Source organism: Tessaracoccus caeni, assembly GCF_029211185.1.
In the GTDB taxonomy this organism is placed as follows: Bacteria; Actinomycetota; Actinomycetes; order Propionibacteriales; family Propionibacteriaceae; genus Arachnia; species Arachnia caeni.
This window is the reverse complement of record NZ_JARGDO010000016.1, coordinates 55,385-75,331: the sequence shown is the minus strand read 5'-3', so window position 1 is coordinate 75,331 and position 19,947 is coordinate 55,385. Positions and strand designations below refer to the sequence as shown.

At 67.8% G+C, this 19,947-nt stretch carries 15 protein-coding genes; 13 read left to right on the top strand and 2 right to left on the bottom strand.

The features are described 5' to 3' along the window. Positions 1 to 299: 299 nt before the first annotated feature. Complete coding sequence (locus P0D62_RS13940; protein WP_275703155.1) at positions 300 to 2,492, bottom strand: alpha-galactosidase; 2,193 nt, start codon at positions 2,490 to 2,492, stop codon at positions 300 to 302. A 199-nt stretch (positions 2,493 to 2,691) separates the two neighbouring features. Between P0D62_RS13940 and P0D62_RS13935 the strand changes: the two genes are divergently transcribed. From P0D62_RS13935 to P0D62_RS19205, 11 genes are all read left to right on the top strand, one after another. Next, positions 2,692 to 3,708: a LacI family DNA-binding transcriptional regulator gene (locus P0D62_RS13935; protein ID WP_275703154.1), complete on the top strand. Its 1,017-nt coding sequence runs from the start codon at positions 2,692 to 2,694 to the stop codon at positions 3,706 to 3,708. Positions 3,709 to 3,741: 33 nt separating this feature from the next. Then, positions 3,742 to 4,071 (top strand): phosphoribosyl-AMP cyclohydrolase, encoded by a 330-nt coding sequence (hisI, locus tag P0D62_RS13930; protein WP_275703153.1) that lies wholly within the window; start codon positions 3,742 to 3,744, stop codon positions 4,069 to 4,071. Next, complete coding sequence (locus tag P0D62_RS13925) at positions 4,068 to 5,558, top strand: anthranilate synthase component I (protein WP_275703152.1); 1,491 nt, start codon at positions 4,068 to 4,070, stop codon at positions 5,556 to 5,558. The genes hisI and P0D62_RS13925 overlap by 4 nt, the downstream gene beginning before the upstream one ends. Continuing rightward, on the top strand, positions 5,555 to 5,977 hold the full coding sequence (locus tag P0D62_RS13920) for a Trp biosynthesis-associated membrane protein (protein WP_275703151.1): 423 nt from the start codon (positions 5,555 to 5,557) through the stop codon (positions 5,975 to 5,977). The genes P0D62_RS13925 and P0D62_RS13920 overlap by 4 nt, the downstream gene beginning before the upstream one ends. Before the next feature lie 39 nt (positions 5,978 to 6,016). Continuing rightward, positions 6,017 to 6,220, top strand: a complete 204-nt coding sequence (locus tag P0D62_RS13915; protein ID WP_275703150.1) for an HGxxPAAW family protein — start codon at positions 6,017 to 6,019, stop codon at positions 6,218 to 6,220. Continuing rightward, complete coding sequence (trpC, locus tag P0D62_RS13910; protein ID WP_275703149.1) at positions 6,220 to 7,008, top strand: indole-3-glycerol phosphate synthase TrpC; 789 nt, start codon at positions 6,220 to 6,222, stop codon at positions 7,006 to 7,008. Before P0D62_RS13915 ends, trpC begins: the two co-directional genes overlap by 1 nt. A gap of 28 nt (positions 7,009 to 7,036) precedes the next feature. Further along, on the top strand, positions 7,037 to 8,269 hold the full coding sequence (trpB, locus tag P0D62_RS13905) for a tryptophan synthase subunit beta (protein ID WP_275703148.1): 1,233 nt from the start codon (positions 7,037 to 7,039) through the stop codon (positions 8,267 to 8,269). After that, positions 8,269 to 9,117: a tryptophan synthase subunit alpha gene (trpA, locus tag P0D62_RS13900; RefSeq protein WP_275703147.1), complete on the top strand. Its 849-nt coding sequence runs from the start codon at positions 8,269 to 8,271 to the stop codon at positions 9,115 to 9,117. Before trpB ends, trpA begins: the two co-directional genes overlap by 1 nt. Before the next feature lie 8 nt (positions 9,118 to 9,125). Beyond that, positions 9,126 to 9,752, top strand: coding sequence for an SCO family protein (locus P0D62_RS13895; protein ID WP_275703146.1), 627 nt, complete (start codon positions 9,126 to 9,128; stop codon positions 9,750 to 9,752). Between the two features lie 213 nt (positions 9,753 to 9,965). After that, positions 9,966 to 11,081 (top strand): hypothetical protein, encoded by a 1,116-nt coding sequence (locus P0D62_RS13890; RefSeq protein WP_275703145.1) that lies wholly within the window; start codon positions 9,966 to 9,968, stop codon positions 11,079 to 11,081. 247 nt (positions 11,082 to 11,328) lie between these two features. Continuing rightward, entirely contained in the window at positions 11,329 to 11,598 is a 270-nt protein-coding gene (locus P0D62_RS19205; protein ID WP_406708258.1) for a type II toxin-antitoxin system prevent-host-death family antitoxin, read from the top strand. 137 nt (positions 11,599 to 11,735) lie between these two features. Here the strand turns inward: P0D62_RS19205 and P0D62_RS13885 are convergent, their stop codons facing one another. Beyond that, a complete protein-coding gene (locus P0D62_RS13885; protein WP_275703144.1) occupies positions 11,736 to 13,676 on the bottom strand; it encodes a solute carrier family 23 protein in 1,941 nt (646 codons plus the stop codon). 242 nt (positions 13,677 to 13,918) lie between these two features. Between P0D62_RS13885 and gltB the strand changes: the two genes are divergently transcribed. Then, positions 13,919 to 18,451 (top strand): glutamate synthase large subunit, encoded by a 4,533-nt coding sequence (gene gltB / locus P0D62_RS13880; RefSeq protein WP_275703143.1) that lies wholly within the window; start codon positions 13,919 to 13,921, stop codon positions 18,449 to 18,451. Further along, a complete protein-coding gene (locus tag P0D62_RS13875) occupies positions 18,444 to 19,913 on the top strand; it encodes a glutamate synthase subunit beta (RefSeq protein WP_275703142.1) in 1,470 nt (489 codons plus the stop codon). The genes gltB and P0D62_RS13875 overlap by 8 nt, the downstream gene beginning before the upstream one ends. Positions 19,914 to 19,947: the final 34 nt, after the last annotated feature.

Below are 19,947 nucleotides of genomic sequence, written 5' to 3'. Positions count from 1 at the left end.
GGGGCACAGCGGAGGACGCCAGTTGGTGGCGACACCTGGTTGATTCTGGATCGAAGCGATGTTGCGCAACGAACGACGGGCCCAGTCACCGGGCCTCCTTGGCCCTGCGCGTGGCCCCCATCGGAAGGCGCAACATCGACACGCTCTGCGGCATCAAAGTCGCAGGCGAGACGCACTCGCGACGAAAACGTCGCTTGTCAGTATCAGTACAGGTCAGTGCTGGGTCATGGCCCAACCCTCACACCCGGACGGAACCTCGTCAAGTAGGAGAGTCCATCCGGGTGGCGCGCCCAGTGAGGTCAGTCCGCGACCGCCGTCGCCTCGATCAGGAGGGCCTGTTCGGGGAAGATCAACGGGATGGCCAGGCCGCTCAGGCGGAGGGCGCGGCCGCTGAGCACGACGCCGTCGCGCATCCACGGCGTGGGCTGCAAGCCCTTCGGGCCGCCGCCGACCAAGACGGGTCGCACCTCGTACTCGGTGTCGTCGTCCAGACCCGGCAGCAGCACCCGGCCGCGCGGCGACATGGGGGAGCGTTCCCGGGTGACCAATTCGTAGAGGCCGCGCGTGAGATCCGGCGCGACGATGCCGTGCAGCCAGAGCGAACCGTCGGTGACATCGTCGCGGACGAGCAGGCCCGAGTTCAGGAAGCCGCGGTTCTTCTTGTAGAACGCGATCCACTCGGCGAGCTGCGCGGACTCCTCGTCGGAGAGATCCGAGATGTCCCACTCGATGCCGAAGTGGCCGAGGATGGCGCTGGCGGCGCGGAACGAGAGGTCGTGGCGACGGCCGGTGGTGTGCGAGCGGTCGGAGGCGACGTGGGTGCCCATCATCTCCGGCGGCAGCAGCTGCTCGCTCCAGCGCATGATGCCGTAGCGCTCGTGGGGGTCGATGCAGTCGGACAGCCAGAAGCGCTGGGTGTGCTGCGCCACCTCGAGGTCGACGCGAGAGCCGCCGGAGGCGCAACTCTCGATCTCCAAGCCGGGATGCGCGGCGCGCAGCTCGTCCATCAGCCGGTAGCAGGCCAAGGTGTGGTCGTGCACCGACGCGCGGCCGCCGAGGGACTGCGTGCCGGCGTCGATGAGGTCGCGGTTGTGGTCCCACTTCAGGTACGAGATCTCGTACTCGGTGAGCAGCGCGTCGAGCTGGCCGCGCACGTGCTCGTAGGCCTCCGGGACTGCCAGGTTGATCACCTGCTGGGTGCGCCATTCCATGGGCAGCGCGTCGCCCACCGCGCCGGCCGACATGATCCATTCGGGGTGCGCCCGGGCGACGTCGGAGTCCGGATTGACCATCTCGGGCTCCACCCACAGCCCGAACTGCATGCCGAGGCTGCGCACGTGGTCAACCAGCGGGGTGAGTCCCTCGGGCCAGACATCCGGGTCGACGAACCAGTCGCCGAGCCCGGCGGTGTCGTCGCGGCGAAGATGGAACCAGCCGTCGTCGAGGACGTAGCGCTCGACGCTCAGAGCCGCAGCCTTGTCGGCCAGCTTCTTCAGCTTGGGCAGGTCGTGGTCGAAGTAGACGGCCTCCCAGACGTTCAGGCTGACGGGCCGCTCGGCGTCGGGGTGATCGGGGCGGGCGCGCAGCCAGGAGTGCACCTGGCGGGCGACGTCGTCGAGTCCGTCGCCGGTGGCGAAGTAGATCCAGGGGGACTCGTAGCTCTCGTCGCGCGCCAGGCTCACCTCCCCGGGGAGCAGCAGTTCGCCGCCGGCGATGACCTGACGGCCGTTGATGCAGCGCTCCACCCAGGTGCGGTGGTTGCCGGAGAAGGCGACGTGCAGTCCCCAGACGCGGCCGCTGCGGAAGTCGAAGCCGGCCGGCCCGCAGAAGGTCATCATGGGCGCGTCGAAGCCGGTGCGGCCGTGGCGGCCCTCGCGCAGCCGCGTGCCGAGCTCGACAGTGTGGCGCTGAGGTTCGCGCTCGCGGCCCCAGCGGCCGGAGAAGTCGAGGATCTCGTCGGCCTCCAGGGGGAGCGGCAGGGCCAGCGACAGCTCCTCGAGGTGATAGGCCGCATCGACGGTGTTCGTCAGCCGGGCGCGAGCCCGCGCGAGGCCATGCGTGGTGAGCTCGATCGTCACCACGACCTCGAGGCCGCAGGCGGGATCACTGAGGGTAAGGCGCAACGAGCCGGCGCCCGCGCTGAGCACGGCGCCGTCGACGACGACGTCCTCGGCATCGATCTCGACCCCTGCGACGCGCAGGCGCGGCGCCCAGTTGGTGCCGCCGTCGCGATGACCGACCAGCCCGGGCCGCCCCATCCACCCGGCCGAGGCGAGCGGAATGATGCCGACGCGAAGCGGATCGTTGGTCATGTTGCCGTCGTAGGTGTCGTCGAACGCCTCCGACAAGGAGCGGATGGTGCGCGCCGTGGCGGCGCCAAGACCCTCGCCCCAATAGACGATTTCGGGGGTCTGACCCGCGCCGGTGCGCACGACGAAAGAGAGTCCGGCCGACTGGAGATGGACGAGGTCGGGGTGTGCGTCGAGAGGCACGGTGGCTCCTTGGAGTGAAAGATCGATGGCCATAATCTACTCCAGTAGATACGAATCGAGTCAACTCGTATGAGTAGTGACAAGCAGGCTCATGCAGCTGGGAGGAAGAGGTACGAGCAACAGTCAACTCGAATAGACTCAGTCCGACGGGAGACGGTATCTTGCCCGCCAGACCATCCAGAGCAGGGAGGAGGTGCTCGTGACCGAATCAGCACCCAATCGGCGACCGGCCACGCGTGTCGACGTCGCCCGGCTGGCCGGGGTCAGCACCGCGGTGGTCAGCTATGTCATCAACGACGGTCCGCGCCCCGTGGCGCCGAAGACTCGGGCGAAGGTGTTGCGCGCGATCGAGGCCCTGGGCTACCTCCCGAACGCCAATGCGAGAGCCTTGAAGCGGGGCACCACGGGCATGCTCGGGTTGCTGGTGCCGGAGATCCTCAACCCCTACCACTCGGAGTTCATCGATGCCCTCGATGCGGCGGCGGCGCGACGGGACCGGATGCTGCTGCTCGCGGTCACCCGGCTCGACCCGGATCGCGAGGCGACGCTGCTTCGGGATCTGATCGAGCGAGGCGTCGACGGGCTGCTCCTGTTGAGTCACCTGCACGACGAGCGGCTCTACACCGCAGCGACCGGCCGCACCCAGCAGGTGCTGCTCGATCGCAGTGCGCCGGTGCCTGGTTTCACGGCGTTCGGGACCGACCACGTCGACGGGGCGCGCCGCGCGACCGAGCACCTCGTCGCCCATGGACATGAGCGGATCGCGCTGGTGTGCGGGCCGCTGCAGCCGTCCATCGTCGGGCTTCGGGTCGAGGGATGGCAGGCGGCGCTCGATGAGCACGGACTCGTCCGCATCCCGCCGGCGATCACCTCGTGGAGCCGCGACGGCGGGTACACGGCCGTCGAGCAGCTGCTCAGGCATCCGGATCCACCCACCGCCATTCTGGCGGGCTCGGACCTGATCGCCATCGGTGTGCTCCGCGCCCTGCGGGACCGAGGCATAGCGGTCCCCGACGACATGGCGGTGATCTCCTACGACGGCACCCCCGAGGCCAACTATGCGACACCGCGCCTCACCACCCTGCGTCAGCCCTTCGAAGACATCGCCGATGCGGCGGTCGCCTCGCTCGTAGACCAGGACTCAGGCCCGGACCATCGTCTGTTTCCCATGGAGTTCCTGGCGGGCGAGTCTTGCGGGTGCAGCGCCTCGTCGTGACGACTGTCGGACCGGTGCGCAAGAATGGGCGCCATGGATCGACCCATCGCGTATAACGACGCCGGCCTCGTGCCGGCCATCGCGCAGGATGCCGGCACCGGAGAGGTGTTGATGCTCGCGTGGATGAATGAGGAGGCGCTGCGGCGCACCATCGAGACGCGGCGGGCCACCTACTGGTCGCGCTCGCGGCAGGAGTACTGGGTGAAGGGCGAGACCTCTGGACACACCCAAGAGGTGGTGTCCCTGCACCTCGACTGCGACGGCGACGCCATCGTGATGCGCGTCAACCAGACCGGAGCCGCCTGCCACACGGGCAACCGCACCTGCTTCTATACGGATCTCCTGGAAGGTGAGCCGGCATGATCGCGGTGAAGCCGTCGCTGGAGGAGTTCCAGGAGATCGCCGCCACGCGTCGTGTGATCAGCGTCTATACCAAGTTCCTGGCCGACGATCTCACCCCGGTCGCGCTCTACCAGGCGCTCTGCGGTGCGCGCGAGGGCACCTACCTGCTCGAGTCCGCCGACGCGGGGGTGTTCTCGCGGTACTCCATCGTCGGTGTGCGAGCAGAGGCGACGCTCACCGAGCAGAACGGTCGCGCCAAGTGGATGGGCCGTGAGCTGGTGGGCATCGAGGACGGCGATCCGCTGGAGGTGCTGCGTCGCACGCTCGAAGAGCTGGCCACGCCGGCCGACGAGGATCTGCCGCCGTTCCATGCGGGTCTGGTGGGCTACCTGGGCTACGACGTGGTGCGGCGGTTGGAGCGCCTGCCCGAGACCACCGTCGACGACCTCCGTCTCCCGGAGCTCACGCTGCTGCTGGCCTCCGAGTTGGCGGTGCTCGATCACCACAAGGGCGAGCTTTGGCTGATCGCCAACGCGATCAACTACGACGGCACCGATGTCGGCGTCGAGCGCGCCTACCTGCGCGCGGTCACCGCCATCGAGAACATGGCCGCCGAGCTGGCGAAGCCCCGTCTGTCGCTGGCCGCTCCGCTCGCGGAGGCCAGGCTGCCCGAGATCCGGCGGCAGCGCACCAGCGAGGAATACTGCGCGATGGTGGAGGCTGCCAAAGAGGAGATCCGTGCGGGGGAGGCCTTCCAGATCGTCGTCTCGCAGCGCTTCGACGTGCCCACGGCCGCCGACGCCCTCGACGTCTACCGCGCTCTGCGCCTCACCAATCCCAGCCCGTATCTGTATCTGATGCGGCTGCCCGGTTTCTCCGTGATCGGCTCGTCACCGGAGGCGCTGGTCACCGTCAAGGACGGCCTGGCCACGACGCGCCCCATCGCGGGCTCCCGGCCGCGCGGGGCCACGCCGGAGGAGGACTCCGCCTTGGCTGCCGAGCTGCTGGCCGATCCCAAGGAACGCGCCGAGCACATCATGCTGGTCGACCTGGGCCGCAACGACCTGGGGAGGATCTCCCAGCCCGGCAGCGTGACGGTGCACGAGTTCATGAACATCCACCGCTACAGCCACATCATGCATTTGGAGGCGGCGGTCAGCGGCCGCGTCGCTGAAGGCCGCACGGCTCTCGACGCGACGCTGGCCTGCTTCCCCGCGGGCACCCTCTCAGGGGCGCCCAAGGTGCGGGCCATGGAGATCATCGACGAGCTGGAACTCAGCCGGCGCGGCCTCTACGGCGGCGTGGTCGGGTATTTCGACTTCGCAGGCAACTCCGACGTGGCCATCGCCATCCGCACGGCGGTGCTGCGCGACGGCATCGCCCATGTGCAGGCCGGCGCGGGCATCGTCGCCGATTCGGTGCCGGAGACCGAGGACGCGGAGTGCCAGCACAAGGCGCGAGCGGTGATCACGGCCATCGGGCGGGCGGAATCGATGGCAAGGCCGTGACCCGAGCACGCACCCTGCTGCTCGGCCTGCTGGGGGCCGCGCTCGGTGGCTTCGCGGGCCAGACGGCCTCGGGGGCCCTGGGTACGATCGCGCTGGCCATCGCGGCCGGGTTCGGCCTCAGCCTGATGCTGCGAGGCGTCGGGTTGCGGGTGATCGGCACCGCCGTGGCGTTGCTCGGATTGCTGGGCTGTGTGCTCAGCGGCTCCGTCGCGACCGACGGTCAACTGTGGGGCTGGGTGGCGTTGCCAGGCTTCCTCGCCGTGGTGGCGGCCGGAGTCCTCCTGTTCCGTTTCGGGCCGAGGTGGGTGCTGGCCCAGGCCGACAGGGCCACCCCGCCCAAAGACCTCTGGAAGCAAATCGACGAGGGGATCGATCCCACGGACGGCGAGGATATGCCCACCGGCGGCGATTCGCGGTAGTCTCGGGCGAAACCAAACGATCTGAGAGGGCGGAGCACCATGGCGGCTACTTCGAAGTACTACCACCACGGCCGGAGCCCCGCGGCCTGGGCGGGTTCGATCACGGGGGCCATCGGCTCCGTCGTCACTGCGATCGGTGCGATCGGCCCCATGTGGACCGTGCTGTGGATCGGCGTGGCGATCATCGTCGTCGCCATCGTTGGCACCATGATCCTCAAGGCGATGGGATACGGGCAGCCCTGATGTCCGTCCTCGACGACATCGTCGCCGGGGTTCGCATCGACATGGCGGAGCGCCGAGGACGGGTCTCCTTGGCGCAGGTCGAGCGCGCTGCGCTCGATGCCACTCCTGCGATGAGTCCCATGGCACGTTTCCGGGCGCCCGAGCTTGCGGTGATCGCGGAGGTCAAGCGCCGCTCCCCGTCGAAGGGCGACCTGGCCCCCATCGAAGATCCGGCTGCGCTAGCCGCCAGCTACGCCGACGGCGGGGCGGCCGCGATCTCGGTGCTCACCGAACAGCGCCGCTTCAACGGCACCCTCGACGACCTCGACGCCGTGCGCGCTCGCGTGTCGACGCCGGTGCTGCGCAAGGACTTCATGGTCGACGAGTACCAGTTCTTCGAGGCCCGCGCCCACGGTGCCGACATGGTGCTGCTGATCGTCGCGTCGCTGACCGACGGTGAGCTGGCCCGTTTCCTCGACCTCGCCCGGCAGCTGGGCATGACCCCGCTGGTCGAGACCCACACCGCCGATGAGGTGGACCGCGCCCTCGACGCGGGCGCCGAGCTGATCGGCGTCAACAACCGAAACCTGAAGACCCTCGACGTCGACCTCGCGACCTTCGCGCCGTTGGCCGAGCGGATCGGAGACCGGGCGGTGCGCGTCGCCGAGTCCGGCATCCTCTCCGCGGCCGATGCGGGTCGGGTGGCCTCCGAAGGCGCCGACGTGATCCTGGTGGGCGAGGCCCTCGTCCGCCATGGCAACCCCGTCGAGGCCGTGAAAGCGTTTATGGCCGCGGCAGCAACTCCCTGAATGCTGCGGCAGAAAGCAACTGATTGATATGTCCCTCCCTGATGCCGCCGGCCACTTCGGCCGCTTCGGCGGTCGTTTCGTGCCCGAGGCGCTGCAAGCTGCGCTGAACGAGTTGGAAGACGAGTTCCACAAGGCTGAGGCCGACCCGGAGTTCCACGCCGAGCTGTCCCGCCTGCAGCGCGACTACTCTGGCCGCCCGACGCCGATCACCGTCGCGTCGAACTTCTCGAAGCTCTGCGGCAACGCCACCATCCTGCTCAAGCGCGAAGACCTGAACCACACGGGCGCGCACAAGATCAACAACGTGCTCGGCCAGGCGCTGCTCACCAAGCGGATGGGCAAGACCCGCGTCATCGCCGAGACTGGCGCCGGCCAGCACGGCGTCGCCACCGCTACCGCCGCCGCGCTGCTCGGCTTGGAGTGCCGCGTCTACATGGGCGAGGTCGACACGCAGCGACAGGCCCTCAACGTGGCGCGCATGCAGCTGCTCGGCGCCGAGGTGATCGCCGTGGCCAACGGCTCACGCACCCTCAAGGACGCCATGAACGAGGCCATGCGCGACTGGGTGACCACCGTCGACAACACGCACTACCTGATCGGCACCGTCGGTGGCCCGCACCCGTTCCCGCTGGTGGTGCGCGAACTGCAGCGCATTATCTCCACCGAGGCGCGGGCCCAGATGCTCACCGACCACGACGGCCTGCCCGACATCGTCGCGGCCTGCGTCGGCGGCGGCTCGAACGCCATCGGTATGTTTGCTGATTTCATCCCCGACGAGTCGGTGCAGCTCTACGGCTTCGAAGCCGAGGGCGACGGCATCCCCACCGGGCGTCACGCCGCGACGATCACCGCCGGGCACCCCGGCGTGCTGCACGGCGCGCGCACCTTCGTGCTGCAGGACGAAGACGGCCAGACCATCGAGTCGCACTCGATCTCCGCCGGCCTCGACTACCCGGGCGTCGGCCCCGAGCACGCTTGGCTCGCCGAGACGGGTCGCGCCACTTATGAGCCCATCACCGATGCCGAGGCGATGGACGCCTTCAAGCTGCTCACCCAGACCGAGGGCATCATCCCCGCGATCGAGTCGGCGCACGCAGTGGCCGGCGCGATGCGGCTGGGCCGCCGCCTGGCCGAGGAGCAGCCCGACGCCCGGCCGACCATCCTGGTCTGCCTGTCCGGGCGCGGCGACAAGGACGTGGCCACGGCCTTCGAATGGTTCGGCCTCGAGGGCAAGCCCGACGCAGTGGTGGGAGGCCAGTGATGCAGCAGTTCACGGACGAGGCGCGGCTGGGCCGCTCCGGCAAGGTCGTTGCCGAATGCTTGGCTCAGGGCCGGCCGGCGCTCGTCGGGTACTACCCGGTGGGCTACCCGACGGTGGCCGACTCGATCGCCGCGGTCGAGGCCATCGTGCAGGGCGTCGACGGGCAGGGCGCGGACATCGTCGAGATCGGCATTCCCTACTCGGATCCGCTGATGGACGGCCCCGTCATCCAGCACGCCACCGGCATCGCCCGGGATCGTGGCGTGCGGACCAAGGACACCTTCGCCGCTGTCGAGGCCGTCGCCAAGGCCGGCGCCATGCCGATGGTGATGACCTACTGGAACCTGATCGAGGCCTACGGCGTCGACGCCTTCACGCGCGACCTGGCGGCTGCCGGCGGCGGGGGCGTGATCACCCCCGATCTGCCCCCGGATGACTGCCCCGAGTGGTTCGCCGCCACCGACGCGCACGGCTTGGACCGCACCTTCCTGATCGCACCGTCGTCGGTCGACGAGCGGATCAAGCTGACCATGGAGGCGTGCCGGGGCTGGGTCTACGCCACGTCGGTGATGGGCGTCACGGGCGCCCGCGATGCAACGTCGGACGCCGCGCCGGTGATCGTCGAGAGGGCCCGGAGCATCGATCCGACGCTGCCCATCGGCATCGGTCTGGGCGTCTCGAACGGCGAGCAGGCGGCCGAGATCGGCGCCTACGCCGACCTGGTGATCGTCGGCTCGGCGCTGCTGAAGACGATGACCACCGACGGGGCCGACCTGGACGGCGACCTGCGCAACCTCCGCGCCCTGATCGCCGATCTGGCGGCGGGTACGGCGCGGGCGCGTCGGTAGGCGCGGTGATGATCTCCCGCCGGGTGATTCTTGCGGGCGCGGGTGTGTCGCTGGTGTTTTCCGGTTGCGCGAGCGGGAATGACGAGCCTGTCGCACTCGTGGAAAAGGGCGACGATTTCAAGGGAACCCGCGTCGAGGACGGTCGGGCCCTGCCTGAGGTGGTGCTGACCGACCAGAACGGCCAGGAGTTCAACCTGGCCACCTCGCCCACCACACCAGTGGTGATGGTGTTCTTCGGCTACACCAACTGTCCCGACGTGTGCCCTGGCATCCTCGCCGACATGGCGACGGCGCGTAGGCGCCTCGATCCCGCGGACGCCGAGAAGGTCAGCCTGATCCTGGTGACCACCGACCCGGCACGAGATACCCCCGAAGCATTGGGGGAGTACCTGGTGCGCGTCGACGAGGGCTTTATCGGCTTGACCGGCCCCCTGGAGGATATCGTCGCAGCGGGCGAGCAGGTGGGTATCGCCGTCGACAAGGGCAAGGAACTGCCCAGCGGCGGCTACGAAGTGGACCACTCCACCCAGGTCCTGGCCTTCGACGACAATCGCCGGATGGCGATGGTCTGGAGCCAGCCATCCATCGCCGACATGCGCGACGATCTACAACACCTCCTCGCCGACCTCGGCTGAGCGGCGCAGCCCCAATCGTGGGCGAGGCGACGTACAAGACTGGCTATATGGCTTGGCCCGTGCAACAAACGGAGTCAGCCCCATCTGCTGATGCGGCAAAGCCGACGCCCAACAACTACGCGTCCGGGATAGGTGCCGTGTATGTCGTGGTGGGGCGACCGCTAGAGTGAGAGCGCCGCCAAGGAGGTCGGTCGTGACGAAGCGGAGGAGAGCATGGTCAGGCAGTTCACAGTGCAGAAGGACGACGGCACGATGTGGTGGATGTCCTACACCAGCAGCGGCGTCAAGTGGACTCCGATAAGCAGCCAGACTGACCTCTGGGCTGGTTCTTTCCCAACAACGCCGCCCAGCAGCCCGACGACCGATCATGCAGCCTCGGAGGTCGCTTCGACAGTCCAGAGTGGACTGAGTCTGCTAACCGGCATATCGGGCATTCAGGCCATCGCCGGGGTCGGGCAGGCAGCGTCAATGGTTGGGATGTGGTGGGAGGAGCACCAGCGGCGACTGTTCGATGAAGCCAGACACGAGGAGTCCAGGCGAGTCCTCTGGCTCGGCGACATGATCGTTCGTTGGGCAGCCGAGCATAAGGACGGTGACCACCTGAACCTACGCGTCACCGAACACCTTGCTCGCGAGGCGAAGGAAACGATGAACGTACTCGTGTCCAACAAGAAGGTGACCTTTCCCCAGTCCCTGCTTTGCGACCTTGGGGAGATCCAGGACTCGCTAGGGGCGTTCCGTTCGCTGATTCTTACGCAGTTTGAGGAACTGGCGGCAAGTCAGGTTGTCGATCTTGACAGAGCTGTCCGTGAGGCATTGCCCGGCAGACGCTTCAACTTGGATTTCATCCGTCAACTCGGAAAAGACCCCGCGCGGGCGTTGGAAGCATCGCTAGGAGCCAGAGGGAAGCGAGGCTTTGACCACGAGTTCGCGGAACCGCTGCTCCACGCGAACGGATTCACTGAGCGCGTGTTCCCCAGTGTCCTGCCAGCTGTCACAGAAGCGAAGAAGGCCGAGGAACCTGGCGTACTCGATCAGGTGGTCTCCTTTTTTGCGGGTGCGCTCGCGAACCTGTCCGCTGATGAGGTCAATCCTGAAGCTATAGAGCGGCGGACGGCTTTCCGCGAGTTGACTTTGCTTCCTGCGGAAGTTTTGCGTGTGCGGGCCTTGAACTCCGCTTGGCTTGCCACCAGCGCCATTGTGGCCAAGGGCACCGGTCGCGAGGTTGGGGTGCAGGTGGGATCTCGTGCAGTCAGAGTCGCCCTTGAGACTCCTGCTTTTCGACAGGAACTGCCTGCTCGAACAGACTCAAGTGACCCCATGGCGTGATCAGCTGGTGGGGATTCTCCCAACCGGCGGCTACTAGGAGGATTATCTCACCCGCGTTCCTGGGTTGGACGAGAAGTGCCGGACCGCCGTGGCCCGGAGCAAGACATTGATCACCACCGTATAGCCTCTCCTGGTCAACGTTGGCCGAATAGACAACACGGATCTTTTGGTGGATCCCTACGGCGTTCGCATCTGTACTTGTGTACACAGGGATTACACAAACTGGAGGTGGTTGAGATGAGTACGAGTGTGGGGGGTGCGGGAGTTCCGTCGTGACCTCGCGGACTACATCGACGGGGATGAACCGGTCACCGTGACCCGGCATGGCCGGAGGGTTGGCGTCTTCATCCCAACCCATGGGGATCGTGAAGAGGCTGTTGCTGCGTACCAGGCAGCGTCGGGACGGCTGCGTGCGCTGATGGCTGAGCATGGTGCCGACGAAGATGAGATCGTCGCTGAGTTCGACAAAGCACGTCGAGCAGCTCGGAAGAGTCGCCATGGACCTGGCGAGTCGTAACGCGGGGAACGGGGCTGCGTGAGGCTAGCGGTACTCCTCGTCGAGGAGATGGCAAAAATAAAAGTGGCTGAGCGGGGGGTATCTGTGCAATACGTACAGATCACCCGCGCTCAGCCACTTTTGTGAACGGCACCCAGTCAGTCGAGCTGTTCGAACTTGCGTCGCCAAGCCGAGCGGATGGGGTTGGCGTCGGCGACCAGTACCTCGAAGCGGCGATCGGCGATGTTGGCAGCCTCGCCCACGGCCCGGCGTAGTTCCCGCTTCGGGGACGACTCGACGCGGCGCCAGCTGTCGGCGAGGATCTGCGGCAGCGTCGTCGTGGTGGAGATCGTGTAGAGCAGCGGCAGGCCGAACTTGTCCTGGTAGGCGGCTGAGACGGCCATCAGGCTGTCGCGGTCGACGTCGTCCATCCGGTCGGACGCCAGCGATCCGGTCGCCACCAGGGCGGCGACGTCCTCGGGGGTGTTTGTCTCGGTGTGGTCCAGCAGCAGATCCGCGATGTCGGGGTAGCGCAGGATGAGCTCGCGCTGCTCCTGCTCGTCGGCGGAGATCAGCGCCCCTTGGAAGGCCGCCCGGAGCTCGGCGGCGTTGGCGAAGGGACGCTGCGCATAGGCGCGCTCGGCGGGCCAGGTGACCGATCGAGGAAAGAGACTTCTGAAGGTGGCGATGAAGTGCGCCTCGTCCATCCGGTTGATGTCGTCGAGGCTGATGTTCCGGCTGCCGATCTGCGCCACGGAGGGCCCGGCCTGGTGTCCGATGTGGAAGAACAGCAGGTTCAGCCCGATCGCCGTGATAGCGCCGATGGTGACGCCGGAGCCGAAGAAGATCTGCGCCCAGCCGGGCACGGCCTGGGCGATGCCGGGCTGCAAGGTGACCAGCAGCGCGAGCGCGACGGAGGTGGAGACGATGACCTGATTGCGGTTGTCGTGCAGATCGGCCTTCATCAGCGTCTGAATGCCGACGAAGGCGACGTTGGCGAACATGGCCAGCGACGCGCCGCCGAGCACAGGGCCGGGGATGGCGGCGACGATGGCCCCGGCCTTCGGAATGAGCCCGAGGATGATCATGAACACGCCGGCCATGGCCACCACCCAGCGCGACTTCACGCGGGTGAGTCGCACCAGACCGACGTTCTGCGCGAAGCAGGTGTAGGGGAAGGAGTTGAGCACGCCGCCGAGCGCGGTGGACAGCCCGTCGGCCCGCAGCGCGCCAGCGATGTGCTTGGGCGTGATCCGCTTGCCCACCACCTCCCCGGTGGCGAAGACGTCGCCCGTGGTCTCGACGGCGGTAATCGCCATCACGATCAGCATCGACACGATGGCGCCGACGGTGAACTTCGGCCAGCCGAAATAGAACGGCGTGGTGACGCCCAGCCAGGCTGACTCGCCGACGCTGGTGAAGCTGGTGTCGCCTAGCGAAAGCGCCAGCAGGGTGCCGACCACCAGACCGATCAGCACCGCGATAGTGGCCATGAAGCCCTTGAAGAAACGCTGCATCAGCACGATGATCGCCAGCGTGCCGAGCGCGTACATCAGGTTGCGGCTGAGTTCGCCGCCGGTGGCCGTCTCACCTGTCGCGCCGCGCACGATGTCGCCGGCGGAGACGCCGATCAGCGTCGTGCCCATGATGGTCAGCAGGGTGCCCGTCACCACCGGCGGGAAGAAGCGGATCAACCGGGAGAAGTAGGGCGCGACGAAGAACGTCGCCAGCCCCGCGACGATGATCGAGCCGTAGATCTCGGCCAACCCTTCGGTGCCGCCGCCGGCCGCCAACCCGATGGCGATGATGGGGGAGACCGCAGTGAAGGTCACGCCCTGGATTAGAGGCAACCGCACGCCGACCTTCCAGAAGCCCACCGACTGGATGATCGTCGCGATGCCGCAGGTGAACAGGTCGGCGTTGATCAGGTGGATCAGGTCGTGGGTGGACAGGCCGAGGGCGCCCGCGATCACGATGGGCACGATCACGGCACCTGCGTAGAAGGCCAGCACATGCTGGAGTCCGAGCGCCGTCAGCTGGGGCGCGGGCGGAACCTGATCGACGGGGTGAACGCGACGAGCCGGACTGGACACGGACATGACCCTTGCCTCCTGAGGCTGAAGTAGGGATCTCAGACGAACCACGACACAATTTAGTGGCTCGGCGCATGTAACGACTATTCGACGGCGTGGAAGGCCGCTGAGCGTGACCTGTTTCAGTGACGTAACAGGTTTTTTACGAGTTCTCGCTGGAGCCCGAACGGGATTGTTTCGCGGGTTTTGAGGCGCCTATCGTCGTCCTGCCGCGGCCGTGAGGTGCGGTGTGACAGAAGGGACGAGATATGGCACCCAGTGTGTTTCCGCAGCGTGAGAAGGTTGGCCTCTACGATCCCGCCTACGAGCATGACGCCTGCGGCGTCGCCTTCGTCGCCCACCTGAACGGGGTGCCGAAGCACACCATCGTCGAGCAGGGCCTCGAGGCGCTGCGCAACCTCGACCACCGCGGCGCCACCGGTGCCGACGAGGCCGCGGGCGACGGCGCCGGCATCCTGATCCAGGTGCCTGACCGGTTCCTGCGCGAGGTCGTCGACGTGAAGCTGCCCGAAGAGGGCCACTACGCCGTCGGCATGGCCTTCCTGCCCGTCGACGAGGACCGCCGTGCGGAGGCGAAGGCCGCCATCGAGCGGATCGCCGACGAGGAAGACCTGGACGTTCTCGCCTGGCGCGAGGTGCCCGTCGATACCTCCACCCTGTCGCCCATCTCCATCGGCGCCATGCCGCACTTCGAGCAGCTGATCGTCGCCGGTCGCTCCGACCAGGGCGGCATCGACCTCGACCGCTACACCTTCGTGCTGCGCCGCCGCGTCCAGCACGAGGTGAGCGTCTACTTCTCGTCGCTGTCCTCGCGCACCCTCGTCTACAAGGGCATGCTGACCACCGACCAGCTCGAAGAGGTCTTCCCCGAACTGCACGACGAGCGCATCGAGTCGGCGCTGGCCCTGGTGCACTCGCGCTTCTCCACCAACACCTTCCCCGCCTGGGAGCTGGCCCACCCCTACCGGCTGATCGCGCACAACGGCGAGATCAACACGGTGCGCGGCAACCGCAACTGGATGCGGGCTCGCGAGGCGCTGCTCACCTCCGACAAGATCCCCGGCAACCTGGAGCGCCTGTTCCCGATCTGCACCCCGTCGGGCTCCGACTCGGCATCCTTCGACGAGGTGCTGGAGCTGCTGCACCTGGGCGGTCGCTCGCTGCCGCATGCGGTGCTGATGATGATTCCCGAGGCCTGGGAGTCGCACAAGGAGATGGACCCCAAGCGCCGCGCGTTCTACGAGTACCACTCGCTGATCATGGAGCCCTGGGACGGCCCCGCTTGTATGACTTTCACCGATGGCTCGCTGATCGGCGCCTGCCTCGACCGTAACGGGCTTCGTCCGGGCCGCTACTGGGAGACCGCCGACGGCCTGGTGGTCTTCGCCTCCGAGGCCGGCGTGCTGCCGATCCCCGCCGACCAGGTGGTGCGCAAGGGCCGCCTGCAGCCGGGCCGGATGCTGCTGCTTGACCTGGAGCGCCACAAGATCCTCTCCGACGACGAGGTGAAGGGCGAGCTGGCCGACGCGCACCCGTACGGCGAGTGGGTCGAGTCCAACCGCATCGAGCTGGACAAGCTGCCCGGCCGTGCCCACATCGTGCACTCGCACGCCTCCGTCACCCGCCGCCAGCAGGTGTTCGGTTACACCGAGGAAGACCTGCGCCTGATCGTCGCCCCGATGGCCAACTCGGGCGCCGAGCCGATCGGCTCCATGGGCACCGACTCGCCGATCGCGGTGCTGTCGAACCGCCCGCGGATGCTGTTCGACTACTTCAAGCAGCTGTTCGCCCAGGTGACCAACCCGCCGCTCGACGCGATCCGCGAGGAGCTGGTGACGTCGCTGACCGCGACGCTGGGCGCCGAGCGCAACCTGCTGGAACCGTCGTCGGAGTCGGCCCGCGTGATCACCATGGCCAAGCCGATCCTCGACTCCGAGCAGCTGGCCAAGATCGTCCGCCTGGGCGAGGACGGCAACCTGCCGGGCTACCACACCCACGTCATCAAGGGTCACTACAAGGTGGCCGGCGGGGGGCGCGCGCTCGCGTCGAAGATCGACGAGCTGTGCCAGGAGGTCTCCGCGGCAATCCGTGGGGGAGCCAAGGCCATCGTGCTGTCGGATCGTCACTCGACGCCGGAGCAGGCGCCCATCCCGTCGCTGCTGCTGACCGCCGCCATCCACCACCATCTGGTGCGCGAGAAGAGTCGCACTCAGGCCGCTTTGATCGTCGAGGCCGGCGACGTGCGCGAGGTGCACCACGTCGCGCTGCTGCTCGGCTTCGGCGCCTCGGCCGTCAACCCGTACCTGGCGTTCGAATCGGCCGAAGACCTGGCGCGCCGCGAGATGTACGTCAGCGCCACCCCGGAGCAGGCCATCGCCAACGTCGCCAAGGCGCTGGCCAAGGGCGTGCTGAAGGTGATGAGCAAGATGGGCGTCTCCACCGTCGCCTCGTACACCGGCGCGCAGATCTTCGAGGCCATCGGTCTCTCCGATGAACTGGTGGAGCGCTACTTCACCGGCACCACGTCGCGGATCGGCGGCATCGGCATCGACGAGCTTGCGCAGGAGATCCGGCAGCGTCATCTCACCGCCTACCCGGCCGACGGCATCCCGCTGGCGCACCGCAGCCTTCCGATCGGCGGCGAGTACCAGTGGCGCCGCGAGGGCGAGCCGCACCTGTTCGACCCTGAGACGGTGTTCCGCCTGCAGCACGCCACCCGGACTGGCTCCTACGACACGTTCAAGAAGTACACCTCGCTGGTGAACTCGAACTCCGAGCGGATCATGACGCTGCGCTCACTGCTGACTTTCGCGCCTGAGAACGAGCCCATCTCGATCGACGAGGTGGAGTCGATCGATTCCATCGTGAAGCGGTTCTCCACCGGCGCGATGAGCTACGGCTCGATCTCGATGGAGGCGCACCAGACGCTGGCCATCGCGATGAACCAGATCGGCGGCAAGTCGAACACGGGCGAGGGCGGTGAGGATCCGGAGCGACTGCACGACCCGCGCCGTCGTTCCGCCATCAAGCAGGTGGCCTCCGGCCGCTTCGGCGTCACCTCGGAGTACCTCACCTACTCCGACGACATCCAGATCAAGATGGCCCAGGGCGCCAAGCCCGGCGAGGGCGGCCAGCTGCCCGGACCCAAGGTCTACCCCTGGGTGGCCAAGACCCGGCACTCGACGCCCGGCGTCGGCCTGATCTCGCCACCGCCGCACCACGACATCTACTCGATCGAGGATCTGAAGCAGCTGATCCACGACCTGAAGTGCGCCAACCCGTCGGCCCGTGTCCACGTGAAGCTGGTCTCCGAGGTGGGCGTGGGCACCGTGGCGGCGGGCGTGTCCAAGGCCAAAGCCGACGTGGTGCTGATCTCCGGCCACGACGGCGGCACCGGTGCGGCGCCGCTGACCTCCGTCAAGCACGCCGGCGCACCGTGGGAGCTCGGCCTGGCCGAGACCCAGCAGACGCTGTTGCTCAACGGGCTGCGCGACCGCATCGTCGTGCAGGCCGACGGTCAGCTCAAGACCGGCCGCGACGTGCTGGTCGCCGCCCTGCTGGGTGCCGAGGAGTACGGCTTCGCGACCGCCCCGCTGGTGGTGACCGGCTGCATCATGATGCGTGTCTGCCACAAGGACACCTGCCCCGTGGGCGTCGCGACGCAGAACCCGGAGCTGCGCTCGCGCTTCGCCGGCGATCCGCAGCACGTGATCAACTTCTTCCGCTTCATGGCGCAGGAGGTCCGCGAGCTGCTGGCCGAGCTGGGCCTGCGCAGCCTCGACGAGGCGATTGGCCGCGTCGACCTGCTCGACGTGTCGAAGGCCGTCGGCCACTGGAAGACTCAGGGCCTCGACCTGGAGCCGATCCTTACCAAGATCGAGCTGCCCGAGGGTGCCCCGCTGAAGAGCGTCGTCGGCCAGGATCACGGTCTCGAGACCAAGCTGGACGTGGAGCTGATCAAGCTCGCCGAGCCCGCGCTGACCAGGGGCGAGAAGGTGGCCCACACCGTCGCGGTGCGCAACGTCGACCGCACGGTGGGCACCACGCTGGGCCACGAGGTGACCAAGGCCACCGAGGGACGCGGTCTGGAGCCGGGCACCATCGAGTTCACCATGCACGGCACCGGCGGCCAGAGCTTCGGCGCCTTCCTGCCGCGCGGCGTCACGCTGCGCCTGATCGGCGACTCGAACGACTACTTCGGCAAGGGCCTCTCGGGCGGACGCCTGATCGTCGCCCCGCCGCCGGAGGCCTCGTTCGACGCGTCCGAGCAGATCGTGGCCGGAAACGTGATCGGCTACGGCGCGACGTCGGGGCAGCTGTTCCTGCGCGGTCGCGTCGGCGAGCGGTTCTGCGTGCGCAACTCGGGCGCCACCGCGGTGGTCGAGGGTGTGGGCGACCACGGCTGCGAGTACATGACCGGCGGCGAGGTGCTGGTGCTCGGACGCACCGGGCGCAACTTCGCGGCGGGCATGTCGGGCGGCACCGCCTGGGTGCTCGACCTCAACCCCAAGCGCCTCAACACCGAGCTGGTGGATGCGCTGCGTCCGACGGCCAAGGATCTCAACCGGATCCGCGAGCTGCTCACGGAGCACAGCTACGAGACCGGATCGCCGGTTGCGAGCAGCCTGCTGCAGCTGAGCGACGAGGAACTGGCCGTGCGGTTCACCTCCGTGGTGCCGCGCGACTACGCCCGGATCATGACGGTGGCCGCCCAGTCGGCCGCCGAGGGCCTGAGCGACGAAGAGATGACCAAGATGATGATGGAGGCGGCTCATGGCTGATCCGAAGGGCTTCATGACCACCCCTCGCAAGGTCGCCGACCGGCGGCCCGTCGAGGAGCGGGTGGAGGACTGGCGCGAGGTCTACCCCGGCACCCCCGGGCGCGCCCTGCTGCCGATCATCACCAAGCAGGCCGGACGCTGCATGGACTGCGGCATCCCGTTCTGCCATAACGGCTGCCCACTGGGCAACCTGATCCCCGAGTGGAACGACCTGGTGTGGCGCGACGAATGGCAGCCGGCGCTGGAGCGTCTGCACGCCACCAACAACTTCCCCGAGTTCACCGGGCGGCTGTGCCCGGCGCCCTGCGAGACGGCCTGCGTCGTCGGCATCAACCGGGATCCGGTGACCATCAAGAACGTCGAGGTGTCGATCATCGACAAGGCGTGGGATGACTCCCGCGTCGTGCCGCAGCAGCCGGCGTGGCATACCGCTAAGACGGTGGCCGTGATCGGCTCGGGTCCGTCGGGCCTGGCGGTGGCTCAGCAGCTCACGCGGGCCGGCCACACGGTTGTCGTCTACGAGCGGGCCGACGCCATCGGCGGCCTGCTGCGCTACGGCATCCCCGAGTTCAAGATGGAGAAGGCCGTTCTCAACCGCCGCCTGAAGCAGATGGTGCTGGAGGGAACCCAGTTCAAGACCGGCGTCAACATCGGCGTCGACATCACAGGCCCCGAGCTGTTGGACATGTACGAGGCCGTGGTGCTGGCCATCGGCTCGACGATGCCCCGCGACCTCCCGGCGCCCGGGCGTGACGAGCTGGGCGGCATCCATCAGGCCATGGAGTACCTGCCGCAGGCCAACCGCGTCGCCGTCGGCCAGGACGTCGAGAACCAGATCCTGGCGACCGACAAGGACGTCGTGATCATCGGCGGCGGCGACACCGGCGCCGACTGCCTGGGCACCGCGATCCGTCAGGGAGCGCGCTCGATCACCCAGCTCGAGATCATGCCGATGCCGCCGGAGGCTCGCCCCACCGGGCAGCCGTGGCCCACCTACCCGATGACCTTCAAGGTCACCTCGGCCCACGAGGAGGGCGGCGACCGCGTCTACGCGGTCTCGACCGTGCGCTTCGTCGGCGACGACGAGGGCAACGTCGCGGGCCTGGACATCGTCGAGGTGAAGTTCGACGCCGGCCGCTTCGTCCCCCAGGAGGGCACCGAGCGCTACATCCCCGCGCAGCTGGTGCTGCTGGCCATGGGCTTCACCGGCCCTCAGCAGGCCGGCTTGGTGGAGCAGCTGGGTGTTGAGCTCGACCCCCGCGGCAACATCGCGCGCGACGAGAACTACGCCACCAGTGTGCCGAAGGTCTTCGCCTGTGGCGACGCCGGCCGTGGTCAGTCGCTGATCGTGTGGGCCATCGCCGAGGGTCGCAGTTGCGGGAAGGGAGTCGACGAGTTCCTCTCCGGCTCCTCCAAGCTGCCGCGCCCGATCGGCCCGGAGGTCCGCCAACTCCTGGTGTGACGACGCTCCTCGGCTGGGCCGCACGTCGACGACC